The following is a 17,437-nucleotide window of genomic DNA, read 5'->3' as shown; positions in this document are numbered from 1 at the left end:
GCCTGCTCGCAACAGTTGAGAGTGAACATGAGTGTGTCGCGGGATATGAATATCAAGACAAATTTGAAATCTATATGACCGCTCATAAAATGACAGACCGCCCGACGACGGTCTGTCAAAAATCGCAGCCTGACTAGGCTGTCGTGTTCCCTTGGATTGATCTGGCGGCTTTGCGGATTACATCGATGACAACGTCAGGTTTGGAGAGCATGGGAACGTGGCTACTTTCCACCTCGACCACGGTGGCTCCCATACGCTTCGAGACCCACCGCTGAAGATCGGGATGGACGGTATGATCCTGCAGACACAAGATGTACCAGCTGGGCTTCGACTTCCACGGGGTGCTCTGGAGATTCTGCTGCGTGAAGAGGTCGGCGTGAGGCGGGAAATGTGTCGCCCAGACGAGCTTCTGTTCTTCCTTGGAGAGATCTCCGCAGAAAAACTCGGTCCCGTTCGGAAGCATCCACGCGTATCCGTCCGCAATCTCGACGCGAGAAAAAATATCCGACGGATACTTGTCGAGTTGCTGTTGCACGGTTTCACCGACGTCCGGAGCAACCGCTCCGATGTAGACGAGGCCTGCCACGCGATCGTCGATTCCCGAAGCCGTGATGGTGGCGCCGCCATAGGAGTGGCCGACGAGTAGAACGGGACTAGCAACGCGGTTGAGGGTCCGCTTCACCATGGCTACATCTTCCTCAAACGATTCCAGACTGTATTGAACCGCGATCACCTCATAGCCATCCGTCTGCAGTGCGGGGATGACCTTGCTGAAGCACGAACCGTCGGCCCAGATTCCATGACAGAAGACGATGGTTGGTTTGCGTTGGAATGACATCGGATACTCCTTAGATTTGATTTTGGACAACCCGCGAGTGTTATCCATTGGCTATAGATTCCGCCGCGGCAGGGAGCAGCACAAATACTTTGAATGTTTGAGTTATGCTTATCAGGCATAGATGGAGGCCAGATGGAACTTCGTCACCTGAGGTACTTTATTGCGGTTGCCGAGGAGGGCAGCCTTTTGCACGCTGCTGAGCGGCGACTTCATACGTCCCAGCCATCGCTGAGTCGCCAGATTCGCGATCTCGAGCTGGAGCTAGGGGTAAAGCTGCTGGAGCGAAAAGCGCGAGGCATTGAGCTCACTGCGGCCGGACGGGTATTCCTCGATCACGCACGGCTGGCTCTGATGCAGATAGAGGTAGCATGCGAAGCTGCACGGAACACGGAACGGCCACACAAACCGGGTTTTGGACTTGGCTTCCTGCCGGGACAGGAAGTTATCTGGTTGGCAGAGGCGCTGCGAATCCTGCGCGAGGAGGCGTCTGATGTCGACGTCACGATCACAACGAAATCCTCACCCGAACTCGCGAATGCATTGATGCAGGGAGAGATCGACATAGCCCTGCTAAGGCGCGAGAAGCGCACCGCCGGCCTGGACTTCAAGCTTCTCGTTAAGGAGCCTCTGGTCGCGATCCTGCCTTCTCGCCACCGGCTGGCGCGGCACAAGACAATACGGCCGGAGGACATCTGTCGCGAGGACTTTATCAGTACAGCGCGTGCAGCGCCCGTGCTTAAGACCGTGATCGAGGAGTACGCGGCGAAGATTGGCATCAAATTGAAGCAGATTTATGACGCCGAAACTCTTTCCGGCGGAATGTCGCTGGTGGCCTCGACAGGAGGTTTCACATTATTGCCAAGCTATGTGCAAAATGCGCTGATTCCTTCAGTCGTCGCGCGGCCTCTGTATGGTGAGGTTCCGACCATCGATCTTGTGATGGGGTACAACAAGTCGAATACCTCTCCATTGCTCAAGAAATTTCTGCTTCGAGCAGACGAGTTGGCCGCCCATGGACCTCGGCTACACGGAATTCGATCCGCACAATCAAAGGCCTGAGACCGAAGTCCGAAGGAAGCTCTGCACTGATCACATCGCAGCGGCTCACCTCTGGTTCACATCTGCTGGTGTTCAAAGTGTGGGACACGGCTGGGGATGTCTACGATGCTTCCCGAGCGATTACTGTCAACTAACGCATTTGGTATGTGGCATCGATACGGCCGTAATAGGGGCCCTATCGATGCTCTCCGTACGCGAACGGGAGCATCGGGGGCCCGGCCATCAGCGCTTATATTGCGGCGAGTAGATCGGTCTAACAAATCAGGACACATCTACTTCGCGCCGCAGGTGCGAATGCCTTGCTTAAGGGCATGGCTTTAGCCGTGCCGTAAAGGAAATGTAAGAGGCGCGGCTTTAGCCGCTGAGGTCAAGATCTCTTCATGAGAGGTACGACGGCTCGCTCAATACCTCTGTCTATCATTTCGTGGCAAGCGGAGAATCTGCGTCCCCACACACATTGACCTCAGCGGCTAAAGCCGCATTTCGGTGGGACATCTGTGCAGCACGGCTAAAGCCGTGCCCTTAAGCAAGACATTCGCGCTGTGCGCGAACGGGAGCTGCGCTCGAATAGTCTCTGGACAATGGGCTCACCCATTAAACTTCAACGGTCGATAGGCGATCTGCCATTCGTTTGACGTTTTGCGATTGCCCAACGCTTCCTGAGCCACAAAACATAACCGGCATTCGCAATCACGACGAGAAGATAAGCGGCCCACAGGAAGTGGAGATTGTTGATCGTATACCCCATGGTCAAACCGTTATCCCTTCCATGGCTTCGCACTCGACAGCGCGCTGTTCATGTCTCACGATGACATAGCGCGCGTAGACCAGGGTGCATCCCCACAAAAACCACGCCGCCAGATTGATCAGGATTGCGGGCCACATGCTGCGATCGAGCGATCCATCACCACTTAGGACGGGCGAAGGATGCTGTGTCCGCCACCAGCGAATGCTCATGAAAACGATTGGAACATCGATACCAGCAAAGATGCTTAGTACTGCCGCAACCAGGGTCACCTGCTCACTCGATGAGAAATGACGAAGGATCAGGTAGCTGACATAGAGCAAAAAGAGGGCCAGGAAGCTCGTCATTCGAGCGTCCCATGCCCACCAGATTCCCCAGACCGGACGCCCCCATAACATTCCGGTAGCCAGCCCGAGAAACGAGTACAGCACGGTTACTTCTGCCGTGGCGAGGGCAAGTGCGTCCAGCTTTCCCGCGAAATCCGGCTTCTTGTCTTTCATCAACAGTAAAGCGATGGACGCGAGCATGTTTACATACGGAAAGATTTCAGCGGCAACATTAATAGGTACATGCCAATAGAAGATCCGATAGATCGATCCCATCGTAGCTTCGACTGGAGCGACAAACACAGCCTCATAGAAGCCGGCGATGAGCAGAACTGAACTCAAGCTCAGCAATATCCAGAACGGTCGTCTCATTGTGCCAACCAGTCTAAACCGTGCAAAACGATATTTGTGTGGCTGGTGTATGACGGCGAAAGCGGATTTTCAGGAGTGAACGATTCGAGCAAAGCTCGAATCGGGTGGGAGACGCGGGCTTCAGCCCGCGTTTGTTGGCTCTAAAAGAAACGGGCTTTAGCCCTGGGTCCTTTTTCCTCCATCAGGAAAAAGCCCAGGGCTAACGCCCATCTACTTTTACGCTTTGTCAGCGGGGTCCCCGGCCAGCTTTGCTGGCTGGGGTGATCAGCGGGGTCCCCGGCCAGCGCACCTACAGGAAAAATGCTCTAACTACTCAAGTGTCCACTTGCCGAAGAAAGTGGACACTTGAGCCTACTGCGAGTTGGCGCGTATATGCCCACGTCTCACGGCGTAGTAATGGCTCCGAACAAGCCGTGACTTTCATCAGCGATACCGGCAGTAAAGAAGAGCGTCGTCGTCGGGGCCTGAAAGGCGCCGTTCCCGAAGTTCAATCCCCACAGGCCATCGATCGTCATGGGGTTTCCGAATGTGTCCTGCAACTGGCCGAGAAGATTGCCCGTGCTCAGACTGAAGGCGTTGATCCTGCCGTCTCCGAAGTTGCCGACCAGCAATAAGCCGCTGAACGCGCCGAAATTCACGGGAGCGACCGCCAACCCCCACGGTGAGTTCAGTGTTCCATTGGAGGTAAACCTGCTCTGCAGATTGCCATTCAGGTCGAAGATGTCGATGAACCCATTGCCTGGCCCTTTCACGTCGTCATGGCGTTTCGCGTCCTGTTTTGCATAGGTCACGAATAACTTACCGTCGATGTTGCGAATGCCGAACGGCGCGAATCCGCTGGGAATCTCGCTGTCCGTGAACGATTTCACAAGCTGAAAGTGCGCGTCGTACATTTCGACCACGCCATCACGGAAGTTGGTCGCATAAAGAAAGTCTCCGGAGCCGTTGTTGCCGTTTGCCAGACCCTTGTAGACGGCCCCGAGCCCGGTGCGACCCGCGCTGACGCCCGGGCCCGAATTGTTCACCGCCAGGATCGCGTGAGTGCGGTCCACCGTGGAGTTCCATCCGCTTATGGTGCCTTCTTCCGTAGCGAAGATGAAACGGCTCGCGCCGGAGTTTCCGCCGGCGGAAACAACAAAACTGCCCGTACTGTTGAACACGATGCCCGTTGGCGCGGCGACCGCACCGGCCGGGCTATTGGGCGGCGTGGGAATAGTCACCACAAGCGGAGAGCTCGTCGGAAATGCCACGCCCTCCCCGTTGTACACCGGAGAGAGTCCGGTGCCATTGTCGACGATCCAGATGGGCCCGGCGCTGCCGGCATTGACAATCCCCCATGCGTTGACCAGGTTTGGGTCGGCAAAGTTAGCGACGCCAGGGATATCCGAGACCAGATTCGTGCGCTTGTAGGATGTTTGAGCAGCCACTTGAGTAGTGGCCAAGAGGATCACCAGGAATCCTACTGCCGCTGCAATCCGCCTAAAATGCGTCTTCTCTCCACTTGACATATTCATGTCCTCCTCAAGTGAAATCGCCACACGTTATCGATGGGTTTGTCGAGCGGCTAATGCTAGTCCGCGGCAGTTCTGCGGATTGTCAAGGCATTGTCACTTTTCGCAGGAAATCGGCGAGGGCTCTGCCATCGCGACGACAGAGCAATGGGATTGATCAAGCAACTACGTCGTAAGCAAAGGACCGGAACACTTCGACTACCTTCTTGGGCAGCTCATCATGATTCTTCTTGGTCAGGAGTTCATGCCCCGCGCTGGCGATCGAAAGTAGTTCGGTTTGTGCCGGAATAAGCTTTAGCGCCACTGCCATCTCGTCGCTGGAGGCGAACCCGTCCCGCACGCCGTGAACGAAGAGCGCAGGAGTTTTGAGATCCGGGAAATGCCCGGTGCGTAACTCACTGGGTCGTTGTGGAGGGTGGAGCGGGTATGAGAGCAGCAGGAGCTTCTCTACAAGATCGGATTCAGCCGCCGCGAGCATCGACGCTTGCCTTCCTCCATACGAATGGCCGCCCAGAAAGATACGGCCCGCACCCTGTCGCCGCATGGAGGCCACTGCGGCTTGCAGTCCCTGCTGGTCACGCTCCGCGCTGCCACGGGGTGGCGGCCCATGCGGCCGCAACTGACGGAAGGGGAGATCACAGCGGAGGACAGTCATCCCCGAGGCGCAGAACGCATCCGCCAGTGCGACGAGAAGTGGAGCGTTGCAATTCGCTCCCGCACCGTGCGTCAGCACGAGGCAATCGCCACCAGGATGAGTGGGCAGGTGCAGGTACCCTCGAACGGGTATTTCATTCGGCGGAGCGTCAAGAAACTCTCGACTGTTCATATCCAAAAATTATGCACCGGTGTTCTCCGCCCACCCTAGCGTTGCGAGCGTTCACCCCAACGAACAAAGTTCGTTGGGGACCCCGAGGGTGGGGCACCCGGGATAGGGACAAAGTATCAAAAGCAGATTTCTCCGCAACGCTTCACCCCAGCCAGCAAAGCTGGCTGGGGCCCCGAACGCTAGGAAATGACAAACAAAGGAAGCCACAGTTCTAAGCGCTGAAGGCGCGCTCTATACCAGCCTGGGGCAACGCCCAGGTTTTCGGCTCTATAGTTCTCAATGAAGGGGATACACCCTGGAAAAGCAGGTCCTTCACGAATCACCCCAGCGAACAAGTCCGCTGGGGACCCCGAACGTTCAGGATGACAACTTTATAACAAGAACTTCTGAACACCACCTGGCGATCATCTCGAAGCCCGCTCCTGCGCGTGGATGAACACATCCACCTGCTGTCCTACATAGACGGGGAATTGCGGCGGCTCAAAGCGAAACTCCAACTGCAGTACGCGCACATCGACGCGCTCGGAATTAGAGCCGGTCAGGTTTTGCTTGGGCACCATGTAAGGCACGATCCGTACGAACTGCATGGGGAACTGCCGCGTCGAATCGCCTTTCAGCATGGCGGTTGCGAGCGATCCAGGAAGCACATGCGAGGCGTTGATCTCATCGACATCGACTCGCACCATCAGAGAATCTGTGTCGCCAAACAGTACCGGTGATGTGCCGGAGGTGCTGGAGAGATATTCCCCCACGCGATTGTTGATCTGCAGGATCTTTCCGTCTGCGGGAGCGCGTACTGTCATCTTGTCGAGCAGAACTTTCTGCTGGTTGCGGGTGGCAATCATCGTCTGCAGATTTGCCTGTTGTTCCGACAGTGCAGCCTCGGCATTATGCAACTGCGCTTCGGCTTGCTTCAACTGGGCCGCGGTCTGCTGCCACCGGGCTCGATCGGCATCACGCGTCTTGGCACTGGTCATGTTTGCCTGGTCGGAGATAACCCCGCCCTGATGCAGCCCTTCATTGCGCTCGGCGATCTGGGCCGCATCCTCATACGTAGCTTTTGCGGTATCCACGGCAGCTGTGGCGCTGTTCACGTTTGCCTGTTGCGTCAGGATATCGGCTTGCGCTGTCTGCACCGTTGCACGCGCCTTGAGGACATTTGCGTCTGCCTGCTCAACAACGGTGCGCTGCTCGCGGTCATCGATGGTGTAGAGCTTGTCGTCACGGTGGACGATGTCGTTCTCCTTTACGTACAACATGCTCAACTGGCCCGATACCGGCGGCGCCAGATTGTAGTTGCGGTCTGAGGCTTCGACGATTCCCGTTGCCGCAATCGAGTTCTCATACGGAGCCGTGGGCGGTGCAGCCAGAGCCTTCTCATGCGGTACGCGGCGTGCCGAAGCCGTGACCCACGCGGCAATCAAAACCAATCCCAACAGCGGACCGACTATGCTTAGCCACTTCGTCATTGAATGTTCTCCTTACTAGAGCATTTCTCCTGTCGCTGGGTATCCCGGAAGGGGAGTGCAGCGGCGTTTTCATTGAGGAAAACGCCCATAGATGCAAAAGCCCTGCGCTACACCTACAGGAGAAATGCTCTATGAGCGGGCGTAAATTCATTCTGGTGAATCGAGAGAATCCGCCCATCCAGCATCTCGGCGATTCGATCGCCGTAGGGAAAGATACGGCTGTCATGGGTTACCACCACGATGGCCCGGTCGCTTGTCAGCGCGGTTGAGCGAAACATCTCGAGAATCATCTTTCCCGTCTCACCATCGAGTGCCGCCGTCGGTTCGTCGCACACAATCAGGCGCGGCTCGGTAATCAGAGCGCGCGCAATGGCCACGCGCTGTTGTTGTCCGCCTGAAAGCTGCGAGGGGAGAAAGTCCGCACGCTCTGCCAGCCCCACTTTTTCGAGATACACCCGAGCCTTCGCTACAGCTTCCTCGAAGTCCACCTTGTGAATCAGCAGCGGAATCGCGACGTTCTCCGCCGCTGTTAAGGTAGGCAGAAGGTTGTACTGCTGAAAGATGAACCCGATGTTGTCGCGCCGAAACTGGGTTTTCTCCTGCTGGCTAAGCTGATCGATGCGTGTCCCGAAGACGTCGACGTCACCCGACGTTGCATCCAGAATCCCGGCCAGCACACTCAGCAGCGTTGTCTTGCCGCATCCCGATGGGCCTACTAACAGCAGCAGCTCTCCGGTGTGCACGTTGAAATCGACGTTATCCAGTGCATGCACTTCCGTCGTCCCTACGCCGAACAGCCTGGTTACTCCTCGCAGGCAGGCTGCGTGCGTGCCGTTTTCTGTGTCGCATCCATTAGCCACGGAACACCACCGCCGGTTCAAGTTTCACTACTTTGCGAATGCTGATCAGCGCCGACAGCAGACAGATTGCGATCACCGCCACAAAGCTGATCGCCACCATTGGCCAGGGTGTAGCAAAGGCGATCTTGCTGTCCTGCCCGCCCGCAATCAGTCCGAAGATGCCGCCCAGTCCTGCTCCCGCGCCATAACCCACCAGGCCCACCAGGAGCGCCTGCAGCAGAATCATCTTCGTCAGTGTCATGGAGCTGGTGCCCATCGCTTTCAGGGCGCCGAAATAGCGCTCGTTCTGCAGAGCGAACTGATAAAAGGTCTGCCCCACAATCGACATGCCCACAAGAAAGACCATCGCGAGCGAGATCCCGATACTGGCCGGAATGCCGGTGTTCTTCATGTAGTAATCCATCGTCAGCCAGCGGAACTCCTGCTCGGAGTAAGCGGCCAGGCCTGTTGTCTGGCGAATGCGCCGGGTTACCTCGCTCACTGGTAATCCGTCCGCCGGAGCAGCCAGCACATAGTTCAACTGCTTGCGCTGCTGCGGCGCATACTGCAGCGCGCGGTCGTACGAGGCATAGACAAACGGATACGAAAAGAAATCACGCGGCACATCGGCAATCCCGACTACGCGCGCCTGGTTGTCATTCATCTCGAAGACCTGCCCAGGCTTGGGATTATTCAGCTTCTCCGACTCCGCCCGCCCGATAATTACCGCCTGATCCTGCGTCAGCAGTTGTCCGTTGCCTGAGATCATTCTGGGCCGGCCGAAAAAAGTATCGTTGTCCAGGCCGTAGAGCCGCACCGTTTGATAGTTCCCATCCGGCAGATGTGCCGAGACGAGTTGCAACAGCAGAGGCACCGCCCACTTCACGCCCGGTACGCTGCGTATCCGCTGCAGGTCGGTATCGAGCAGCGGTTTGCTCTCGTCCACGCTGCGTAGTTGCGGATCGCTTACCCAGATTGGCGCGCCGACAACTTCAACCGGCCGGGCCGTGCGCAGGATCAACCCACAGAAGATCGAGCCCTGCTGTAGAAACAGAAACGATACGACAACCAGGCTGCTCACCAGCGTGAAATATTTGCTGCGGTCGCCCATCAGCATCTTGATTGCAATCCGCCACATCGTTAGCTAGTCCCTTTCTCGCGCTCGAGTCCGAGCAGTCCAAGTGCGGTGAAATGTGCCATGTGTTTTGACACCATCTCGATGTACTCGGGGCTGTGCGAATCAACTCCCGCGAGCACGCGGTAGGTCGCGCGTGCCTTGAAGATGTGCAGGCACTGCCCGATGATTCCCGAGATCGTCATGAACACGGTCGGCTGCGGAAGCCCTGGCGCCAGCATCAAAATCACCTCGTGCAGGATGGTTCCTACGGGCTCAAAGAACTCTCGTATGACCGGCTCGAAACGAGGTTTGGCTTCCGACTGCTCGCGCATGACCAGATGGCTGTGCTTGGCTGCGGGCGACACCAGCAGTTCCAGAAAATCGCGGATACACCCGCGCAGCGCATCTTCCGCCGCTTTGCGTCCTTTCTTCTGCTTCGCCAGATTGAGGTGCGCCTGCATCCGCGTTCGCATCTCGGCACAGGGAGCCAGGCACGCCCGCAGAGTCTCGGTGTAGAGCGCATCCTTGCTGCCGAAGTGATAGCTGACTGCGGCTACGTTCACACCCGCCGCCGTTGCGAGATCGCGCACGCTCGTTCCCTCGTAGCCTTTCTCCGCAAAGAGTTCCATCGCAGCCTCGATCAGACGTGACCGCGCGTCGTCTCGTTCTGTCACTTCGTTTTGGCGGACCACCCTGGCCCGCACTGTCTTTTTTGCCCTTTTCTTGATGACCATCGTGAGTTAAACAATCGTTTAAAACAATTGTTTGAATAGTACTCGCGTTTATTCCTGCTCGCAAGAGCGACTAGAGGGGACAGACTATCTCAATGAGTTAGGGGCGTGTCTCAGAAGTTCGTGTAATAAGAGTTGTCATCCTGAACATAGTGAAGGACCTGCTTTTCCCGCTGCACGTAGTGCAGCCAGTTCGTACCAAGGGTGCGAATGCCTTGCGACGGGGTCCCCGGCCAGCTTTGCTGGTTGGGGCAGTTAAGGGGACGGCTTCACAGTTTGCGGAAAAACTCTTTTCGTTTTTCGGGGATTGTCGTAAGAGAGAGGTATGCGGGGAGAAGAAGCGAAGCAGAGCGGGATGTTCAGTTACGTAACGATGGAGCAGCGGATCGCATCGGATCATCCGGTGCGGAGGATCCGGACTATGGTGGATGCGGCACTGAAGCGGATGGATGGTGAGTTGTCGCAGCTTTACGCGGCGACAGGGCGACCATCGATCGCGCCGGAACGTCTGCTGCGTGCGCAGTTGCTGATGGTGCTGTACTCGATTCGCTCGGAACGGCAGTTGATGGAGCAGCTGAACTATAACCTGTTGTTCCGCTGGTTCGTGGGCATGGAGATTGACGATCCGGTGTGGGACGTGACGGTATTTACCAAGAACCGGGAGCGTCTGATCGCCGGCGAAGCCAGCCAGAAGCTTCTGCTGGCGGTGCTGGAGGAAGCTAGCCAGCACAAGCTGCTCAGCGAAGAACACTTCACGGTGGACGGCACGCTGATCCAGGCATGGGCCAACCGGCGCAGCTTCCATGAGAAGGCCGATCCTCCGGACCGTGGGACGGGAGCGGGTGGTAAGAAGCTACTGCGTGATACTCATGAGTCCTCTACCGATCCGGAAGCGCGGCTGTATCGCAAGAGCTCCAGCGGAGCATCGGTTCCCAGCTATCTGGGCCATGTGATCACCGAGAACCGCAACGGTCTGGTGGTGGCGGCCATGGCCACACAGGCCGGGACGACAGAGGAACGTGCAGCGGCTCTGAAGATGTTGAAGCGGATCAAGCGTAAAAAGCGGATCACGCTGGGAGCCGACAAGGGCTATCAGTACGAGAAGTTCATCAAGGCCCTGCGCCGTCGCAAGGTCAGGCCGCACGTGGCCGAGTATGAGCCGAACCCCAAATGGCCCAACTGGCTCAACAGCAAGGAACGCAGCGAGCCGGGATATGCGATCAGTCAGAGGAAACGCAAACTGGTTGAGAAGGTCTTCGGTTGGATGAAGCTGGACCGTTCGATGCGACAGACCAAGCTGCGTGGGCTACGCAAGGTGGACTGGATGGTACAGCTCATGGCCGCAGCCCATAATCTCCTGCGGCTGGTGAAGCTGATACCTCCCATCCCAGCACAGTCATGACACGGCCGTAGTGTGTCTAAACACCCTCTAAACCCACCCAAACCGCATAACAACGTGCCATAGAGAACCAAAACAACTCACCGATCCCTCACAACAGACTGACCCGCAGGCGAAAAGACGCGTTTTTCCGCAAACTGTTCAGCCGTCCCGCAGTGACATCAGGAAAGAGACGCGGCTTTAGCCGCTGAGGTCAGTCACTCAGACCAGGTACCTCAGCGGCTAAAGCCGCAAATCTTTCAAACCCTGGTTCGGCACGGCTGAAGCCGTGCCCTTAAGCAAGACAATCGCGCATAGCGCGATATTCGATTCTTCGCGGTGAGGCTGCGAAGAATCGATAACCAAGCAGACTTCTCCGCAGCGCTCCGAAATGACGAAACAAAAGGAGTGTCGTGGTCCTAAGCGCTGAAGGCATCAATCGCATCCACATAACATCACTTCGCCCAAAAGCCGCCAAATCGACAACACCTATCCTAAGCGCGTTCACTCATCAATCGGATCCACAAAACATCACTTCACCCCGTACGCGGCGAGAAAGACACGCACACTCTCCGCCACATGACGACGGAGCGCCGCGGGCTTCGGGATGGCGTCATCGCCCAGAAGCATCGCCCGGTTCAGAGGCTCAGACATCACCAGCCAATTGAAATGCGAGGCCGCGGTCTTGGGATCGTCAATCTTCAGCAGACCGCGTGAGGCGAGATCCTCGAGGATCGCGGCAAAGATCGCCATGGCGCGCTGCGGTCCGCGCTCATAAAGGATGCGCGCCAGCTCGGGAAAGCGGCTCACTTCTCCGATCACCAGGCGGCGCAGCTGCATGATGGGCGGTGTAAGCACCACGTTCAACTGCCGAAGGGCGTACCTCTGAAGGTATTCCGAAAGGTCACCGCCCTCCGCGAGTTCAGGCACATTGTTGTGAACTGTGTCTCCCGCAGTACCGGTCATGGTGGTAACAATCCCAACAAATAAGGCTTCTTTGCTGGAGAACTGTTTGTACACGGTCTGCTTGGATACCTGTGCGATTGCGGCAATCTCATCCATGCTGGCGCCAAGATATCCGCTCTTCAAAAAGACACTCATCGCAGCTTCAAGAATCGCTTTGCGCTTCTTTTCGGAGCTGCCGGTCTCCTCCGCTACCTCGGCTTTATTTGCCGACCGGCCACGCCTCGCCAACTCAGCACGCGCCATTTTCACCTCGCTGAAACCTTGTCATCTTGACATACAGTACTGCACGGTCTAGTCTTGCGCCAAGAGTAGTACTGGACAGTCTAGTACTAATAATTTAGCGAGGCATTCATGAAAAACCTGTTTGAACCTTCTTCGGTGATGGAGATCAAGCAACGAATCGAGAGTCTAGAGCCGAGCAGCGAGAGGCAATGGGGCGTAATGACGCCGGCGCAGATGCTGGCGCACTGTTCCGGCTGGTTCGAACAGGCCACAGGGCTGAATAACCCGCCACGAAGTTTCATTGGGCGGATCGTCGGAAAGATGGCGAAGAAGTCTGTTTTAAGCGACGCGCCGATTCGCCGGAACATGCCCACGGAGAAGAGCCTGATGATGCGGGGTGATAAGGATTTCGGTGCGGAGCAGCGGCGTCTGCTCGGTTGGGTCGATCGCTTTTCGGCAGGTGGACCGGCCGGATGTACGAAGCACCCGCACTGTTTTTTCGGACCCATGACCCCTGCCGAATGGGCGGCCATGGGGTATAAACATCTCGATCATCATCTGAATCAATTCGGCGTTTGAAGTGATCCCGAGTTCGACGGGCCCTCACAAGAGCCCGGAGCATTTTTACTGTCTTTGGTGTCTAACTCACATATGACTCTTAGAGAGTGGGCTGTACGTATTGTCCGCTTGGCGGGCGGGGTGGCTCTGTCGCTGGTGCTGATCGCGATTTTGGTTGTGCAGATTCAGCAGCGAACTTTGCGCTGGCGTGCAGAGCGGCTGTCCACAGATATGCACCAGATTCGCCTCTACCAGAGCACCTGGACAGATGCGCAGCGGTTGATGCGCCGCTGGGGCGCGTGGGGCCATTACGATGGAAGCTGCACGGCTGAAAGCTGCAAGTACAGCATCGAAATGGACAGCCTCGTCTTTTATAACCCGCGTGTTCCACGCCATGCCTGGCTGGACTGGCTCCTCGTGCATGATCGCTTCAATGTCTACCAGTGGTTAGGCGGCCGCGGAGCAGCCTTCAATGCCTCCTTCACGGTTCACAACGGGACCATCTGGAGGGAAAGCACCGCGATCGGTGTCAGCGTCCCCAGACGCAGGATGCGAAGGGAACACGATTTCGACCGGACTCTCTCTGTTGGCGCGGAGAGCTACCAGCGGCTTCACCGGACATTGGAGAACCCGTTCGTTTTTATGGGCGGCGCAGAGGATCTTGCCCAACATCCGTACTACAAAGTGGGAAGGCCTGGTGGTTGCATGATCAACTGCCAGATAGGAGTTGTTTACTACTCCACCCATACTCCACCAGCCGAGATCGAGCGTCTGACGTCGTATAACTTTTCCTGCTTTACCCGGTTTGCGCCATGTGAAGAGCTTGAAGATTTATTACCCGCGGCCAAAGATTGGCATCTCTATAAAGCAGATGAACTGAAGCAACGCGCTTTGCCGGAAAAAACCTGCGACATTCCTGTCTGGGCATTGGCGCGGGACGCTCGCTATGTTCTGGCCATCGAGGCTCTCTCTACGAAGGTCGTGAGGGAGGGCGGGTACGATGGCGAGATCGCAGAAGTCCGGGTTCTTGGTTCGATCAAGGAGCCTGCCCCCTGGCCGTCTGACGCTATCGTAAGTGCATACCTCAGCAACTCACCGCCGCAGGCGGAACATCTGGTTCCCGGAAGACGATATATCGTATTTCCCGTTGGGAATGATCAAAAGGATCAAGTTGTGACAACGGATTCGCCGCTCAGGTTCGAACCATGCGGTGTGCGGGAAGACACTCCCGAAGTACGAGGTGAACTTGAAAAGGGGTTTGCGCAGAATGACACACTGCCTTAGGACCTCGGCCTTCAGCGCTTTAATCCGCCAAGCTCGCGCGCCGAAACAGCAGGCCTGAGGTGGTGAACAGCACCACCAGGATGACATGCCCGATCACCATATTCCGCGCCATGTAGGGAGGCGCGCCCGAAGGCAGCAAGGCGGCAATCACTGCAAGTGTCACCGCCATCGCGAACAATGTGCGAGCCAACCCTCGCGGCTGCAGGCGCGCCAGCGAGGCTCCAACAATCCCCACCACGAGCACGCTGAAGTACGCGAGGTTCGCCGGATTTTCCGAGTCCGCGACATGGACCATGTTGGACCATCCCAGGACAAACCCAGCCGCCAGCGCCAAACCGACGCCAGCCTTGTACGCCCACGAGCCCATCCTTCGCGCGATCAGTGCATAGGCCATCCCCGTTCCGAAGAACAGGACATATACCAGCACAAAGGCACGCGGGGGCCAGTTCCATCCTTCCACCACACGCGATGCCACCAACGGCACCATCAAAAGGCACAGCGCCACCAGCGCCACACGCAGCATCGTCTTGCTCAGTTGTGTCATATGAGTTGTGTTCTCCCGAATGGCTCCTACGGATGTCTCGAAAAAGATCCACAATACGAATCCGAACAGTCCACGGTTGGCGTTTTGGCGCTCCAGGCACATGTCGTCGAAGGTCTGCGCCATCTCCTCGCTGAACCGTTCACGGAAACGCCGCGGATACAGCCGCAGCAGCATCGCATACCACGTTCGGTAATGCTGGTTCAGGACCTTCGCCATGCGATCGACAATATGTCCGTTACGGATATATTGTCAAGCCGGAATTTTGTTTATAGAGCTTGGATGCCGACCCTCCGCAACCCTAGGTCCGAATGCCTTGCTTAAGGGCACGGCTTTAGCTGTCTAGTCTCCAGAGATGGTTTACAGTTTGTCTCCACACATCCTTTACAGATTGAGTGAGTTTGCGGGGCAGGGTTCCACGATCGTGGAACCCTGCCCCGTGAGGTCGAGTTCCCGGATGGGCGTGTCACCGTAGAAGATCAGGATGCGTTGATCGATGCGAGCGAGACGGACAGGCTGATGAGCCAGGGCTCCGGCTACCTGCCAGCTGCGTCCGTCCAGCCAGAGCGCTCCGTTGCTGTTGAGCTCGCGCACTTCGGCATCCGGGGCATACGCGGGGTTACGTGGTTCGGTGTACTCTCGCTGGCTGGGGTGCCAGTGGTCTGCTGGCGTTTCCATGTCCAGCGCTTCATGGGGACGAACATGGTTGTACTCTTCCCGGAAGCGGTCCAGCCATGACTGGCCAGGCGGCGTATCCATCGGCCCGCACCTTCTCCGTGCCCGCTCCAGGGCACCGTGGAAGCGTTCCACCTTACCCTGGGTCTGCGGGTGGCGGACTCCGGAGAAGTACAGCCGGATGCCCAGCCGCATCAGCCACACGGATAGCTGCGTCCATCCTCCTGGTGACTGCGCGTTCCACCAGGGCTGGCCGTGATCCATCAGCATGGCCTCGGGCAACCCACAGTCAGAGAACGCCTTATCCAGCCTCTGTTGGACGACGAGACCTTCACCCGAGGACAGTTGCTCCAACACCAAGGCATAGCGGCTGTGGTCATCCAACACGGATAAGGGGCCAAGATGCGCGTTCCATCCCTTAGGGCTTTTGAAATCCATCTGCCAGAGCTGATTAGGCGCCTCGCGACAGAAGCTGCCAGTGGCCTGTGGATGGCTGTCCAGCCGGTGGATCAGACCGTGCCGACGCAACACTCGATGTACGGTCGACGATGGCACCTTCACCCCAGATCGGCCGAGCAGAACGCGAAGCTTACGTGCACCCCAGTCAGGATGCTGGCGCCGTAAAGACACGATCTGCTCTTCCAACTCGGCAGGGCTCTGACGGGGACTCAGCAGAGGCCTGCGGCTGGCTTCCTGCATGCCGGCCGCTCCATGCTCACGGTATCGCTTCAGCCACAGATAACCCGTCGGACGGCTAATCTCGTACTCCATACACAGAGACGAAAACGATCGCTCTCCAATCATCGCCGCCTCCACAAACCGCAATCGCTGCGCTTCCACTTCCACCTTCCTCCATGCCATCCAAAAACACCCCTAAACAGGCATAAACCTGTAAAGGATGTCTGGAGACAAGGTGTAAAGGATGTCATGGAACTGAACAGCTTTAGCCGTGCCGAAACAGCGTAGGAAAACCTGCGGCTTTAGCCGCTGAGGCACCGAGGCTACGCCCTCAGCGGCTAAAGCCGCGTCTTAGTGGAGGGCCATACGGCACGGCTAAAAGCCGTGCCCTTAAGCAAAACAAAGCGCCTTTGGCGCTTCGGCTAGGGCCCCTAAAGCCGGTTTGCCAATCAGTCACCGGTGACGCGGTTCTGGGGAAGGCGGGTGTCAAAGGTCGCCCGGCCGTAGATGCGGTCCAGAACCAGGTCCAGTGCGGCCTGGATCTGATCGGCCCATCCGGCGGCCTGCAACTCGCGCCAGGCCTGCTCGTTGAGCCCGCCCGGCGTCGAGTACTCCCGGCTGAGTCGGCTGAACGATTCTTCGGACCGCTTCTCCGCGGCCTGGGCGAGGAGGAAGAACAACTCACCCACGAGGGCGCGCGATGCCTCTGGTTTGAAACCACCTTCGATCAGCCAGCCGTCTACCGCTCCCATCATGCCGAAGTACGTGCCCATCAGTGAGGTGACCGCGCTGACCAGGTCGAGGTGTGCTTCCTCGTCAACACGGATCAGGCGGCCCAGCCCATCGAGCAGCCGTGCGATCTCCTCCGACTGTGTGTAGAGCGTCAGCGGTCCCTGCCGCTCTGCAACCGGAGGCAGCGGGATCAGGCGGGAGATCTCATTCGCCGGCGCCACCAGCGGGGACAACCGTTCGACGCTGAAGGTTGCGATCAGGCTGACAATCTTCTGATCCGGCCGGAAACGCAACGCTCCGACGATCTGCTCTGTCACCTGCGGCCTGACCGCGAGGATGACGATCTCGCTTCCATCCACGACGGCCTGGTTATCGGTAGCGACCGTGACGTCGGGATACCGCAGCGCAAGCCGCGCCGAAATGACTTCGTTGCGAGGAGACAGCAGAATCTCCGCACGCCGTTCACCGAACCCGCACAGGCCGTTCGTCAGGGCCTCCGCGATGGTACCCACACCGATGATGCCGACCTTTGGCAATTCACTCATAGAGCATTTTTCCTGTTGCTGGGTA

Annotated in this window: 16 protein-coding genes; 4 read left to right on the top strand and 12 right to left on the bottom strand. The window is 57.4% G+C overall.

The window, feature by feature from the left end:
• Positions 1-133 precede the first annotated feature (133 nt).
• On the bottom strand, positions 134-838 hold the full coding sequence (locus tag FTW19_RS22970; protein ID WP_147649909.1) for an alpha/beta hydrolase: 705 nt from the start codon (positions 836-838) through the stop codon (positions 134-136).
• Between the two features lie 132 nt (positions 839-970).
• On the opposite strand from FTW19_RS22970, the gene FTW19_RS22965 reads away from it, so the two are divergent.
• Positions 971-1,897 (top strand): LysR family transcriptional regulator, encoded by a 927-nt coding sequence (locus tag FTW19_RS22965; RefSeq protein ID WP_147649908.1) that lies wholly within the window; start codon positions 971-973, stop codon positions 1,895-1,897.
• Positions 1,898-2,647: 750 nt separating this feature from the next.
• On the opposite strand, the gene ccsA is transcribed toward FTW19_RS22965, so the two are convergent.
• The 7 genes from ccsA to FTW19_RS22930 form a co-directional block, all read right to left on the bottom strand.
• Positions 2,648-3,310 (bottom strand): cytochrome c biogenesis protein CcsA, encoded by a 663-nt coding sequence (gene ccsA / locus FTW19_RS22960; protein WP_246153457.1) that lies wholly within the window; start codon positions 3,308-3,310, stop codon positions 2,648-2,650.
• 413 nt (positions 3,311-3,723) lie between these two features.
• Positions 3,724-4,791 carry a TIGR03118 family protein gene (locus FTW19_RS22955; RefSeq protein WP_222705503.1) on the bottom strand — a complete coding sequence of 356 codons (1,068 nt, stop codon included), beginning with the start codon at positions 4,789-4,791 and terminating at the stop codon, positions 3,724-3,726.
• A 217-nt stretch (positions 4,792-5,008) separates the two neighbouring features.
• Positions 5,009-5,677, bottom strand: coding sequence for an alpha/beta hydrolase family protein (locus tag FTW19_RS22950; RefSeq protein WP_147649905.1), 669 nt, complete (start codon positions 5,675-5,677; stop codon positions 5,009-5,011).
• A gap of 404 nt (positions 5,678-6,081) precedes the next feature.
• A complete protein-coding gene (locus FTW19_RS22945; protein WP_147649904.1) occupies positions 6,082-7,146 on the bottom strand; it encodes an HlyD family secretion protein in 1,065 nt (354 codons plus the stop codon).
• 113 nt (positions 7,147-7,259) lie between these two features.
• The gene (locus tag FTW19_RS22940; protein WP_222705502.1) at positions 7,260-8,006 is read right to left on the bottom strand and encodes an ABC transporter ATP-binding protein; all 747 of its coding nucleotides are present in this window, start codon (positions 8,004-8,006) and stop codon (positions 7,260-7,262) included.
• On the bottom strand, positions 7,999-9,123 hold the full coding sequence (locus FTW19_RS22935; protein WP_147649903.1) for an ABC transporter permease: 1,125 nt from the start codon (positions 9,121-9,123) through the stop codon (positions 7,999-8,001). The genes FTW19_RS22940 and FTW19_RS22935 overlap by 8 nt, the downstream gene beginning before the upstream one ends.
• A 2-nt stretch (positions 9,124-9,125) precedes the next feature.
• The gene (locus tag FTW19_RS22930; protein ID WP_187143138.1) at positions 9,126-9,776 is read right to left on the bottom strand and encodes a CerR family C-terminal domain-containing protein; all 651 of its coding nucleotides are present in this window, start codon (positions 9,774-9,776) and stop codon (positions 9,126-9,128) included.
• 382 nt (positions 9,777-10,158) lie between these two features.
• On the opposite strand from FTW19_RS22930, the gene FTW19_RS22925 reads away from it, so the two are divergent.
• Positions 10,159-11,235 carry an IS5 family transposase gene (locus FTW19_RS22925; RefSeq protein ID WP_147645881.1) on the top strand — a complete coding sequence of 359 codons (1,077 nt, stop codon included), beginning with the start codon at positions 10,159-10,161 and terminating at the stop codon, positions 11,233-11,235.
• 507 nt (positions 11,236-11,742) lie between these two features.
• On the opposite strand, the gene FTW19_RS22920 is transcribed toward FTW19_RS22925, so the two are convergent.
• Positions 11,743-12,420, bottom strand: a complete 678-nt coding sequence (locus FTW19_RS22920; protein WP_147649901.1) for a TetR/AcrR family transcriptional regulator — start codon at positions 12,418-12,420, stop codon at positions 11,743-11,745.
• A 108-nt stretch (positions 12,421-12,528) separates the two neighbouring features.
• Between FTW19_RS22920 and FTW19_RS22915 the strand changes: the two genes are divergently transcribed.
• Together FTW19_RS22915 and FTW19_RS22910 are read left to right on the top strand one after the other, a co-directional pair.
• Positions 12,529-12,978: a DUF1569 domain-containing protein gene (locus tag FTW19_RS22915; protein WP_147649900.1), complete on the top strand. Its 450-nt coding sequence runs from the start codon at positions 12,529-12,531 to the stop codon at positions 12,976-12,978.
• Positions 12,979-13,050: 72 nt separating this feature from the next.
• Positions 13,051-14,241: a hypothetical protein gene (locus FTW19_RS22910; protein ID WP_147649899.1), complete on the top strand. Its 1,191-nt coding sequence runs from the start codon at positions 13,051-13,053 to the stop codon at positions 14,239-14,241.
• Positions 14,242-14,260: 19 nt separating this feature from the next.
• Here FTW19_RS22910 and FTW19_RS22905 read toward each other — a convergent pair whose 3' ends face one another.
• From FTW19_RS22905 to FTW19_RS22895, 3 genes are all read right to left on the bottom strand, one after another.
• Positions 14,261-15,001, bottom strand: coding sequence for a hypothetical protein (locus FTW19_RS22905; RefSeq protein WP_147649898.1), 741 nt, complete (start codon positions 14,999-15,001; stop codon positions 14,261-14,263).
• A 165-nt stretch (positions 15,002-15,166) separates the two neighbouring features.
• Entirely contained in the window at positions 15,167-16,318 is a 1,152-nt protein-coding gene (locus tag FTW19_RS22900) for an IS481 family transposase (protein WP_147649897.1), read from the bottom strand.
• Positions 16,319-16,584: 266 nt separating this feature from the next.
• Positions 16,585-17,412, bottom strand: a complete 828-nt coding sequence (locus tag FTW19_RS22895; protein WP_187143137.1) for a pyrroline-5-carboxylate reductase — start codon at positions 17,410-17,412, stop codon at positions 16,585-16,587.
• Positions 17,413-17,437: the final 25 nt, after the last annotated feature.

This window comes from Terriglobus albidus (assembly GCF_008000815.1).
GTDB lineage: Bacteria > Acidobacteriota > Terriglobia > Terriglobales > Acidobacteriaceae > Terriglobus > Terriglobus albidus_A.
Note: the sequence above shows the minus strand (reverse complement) of the source record. Positions and strands in the feature narration are given on the sequence as shown.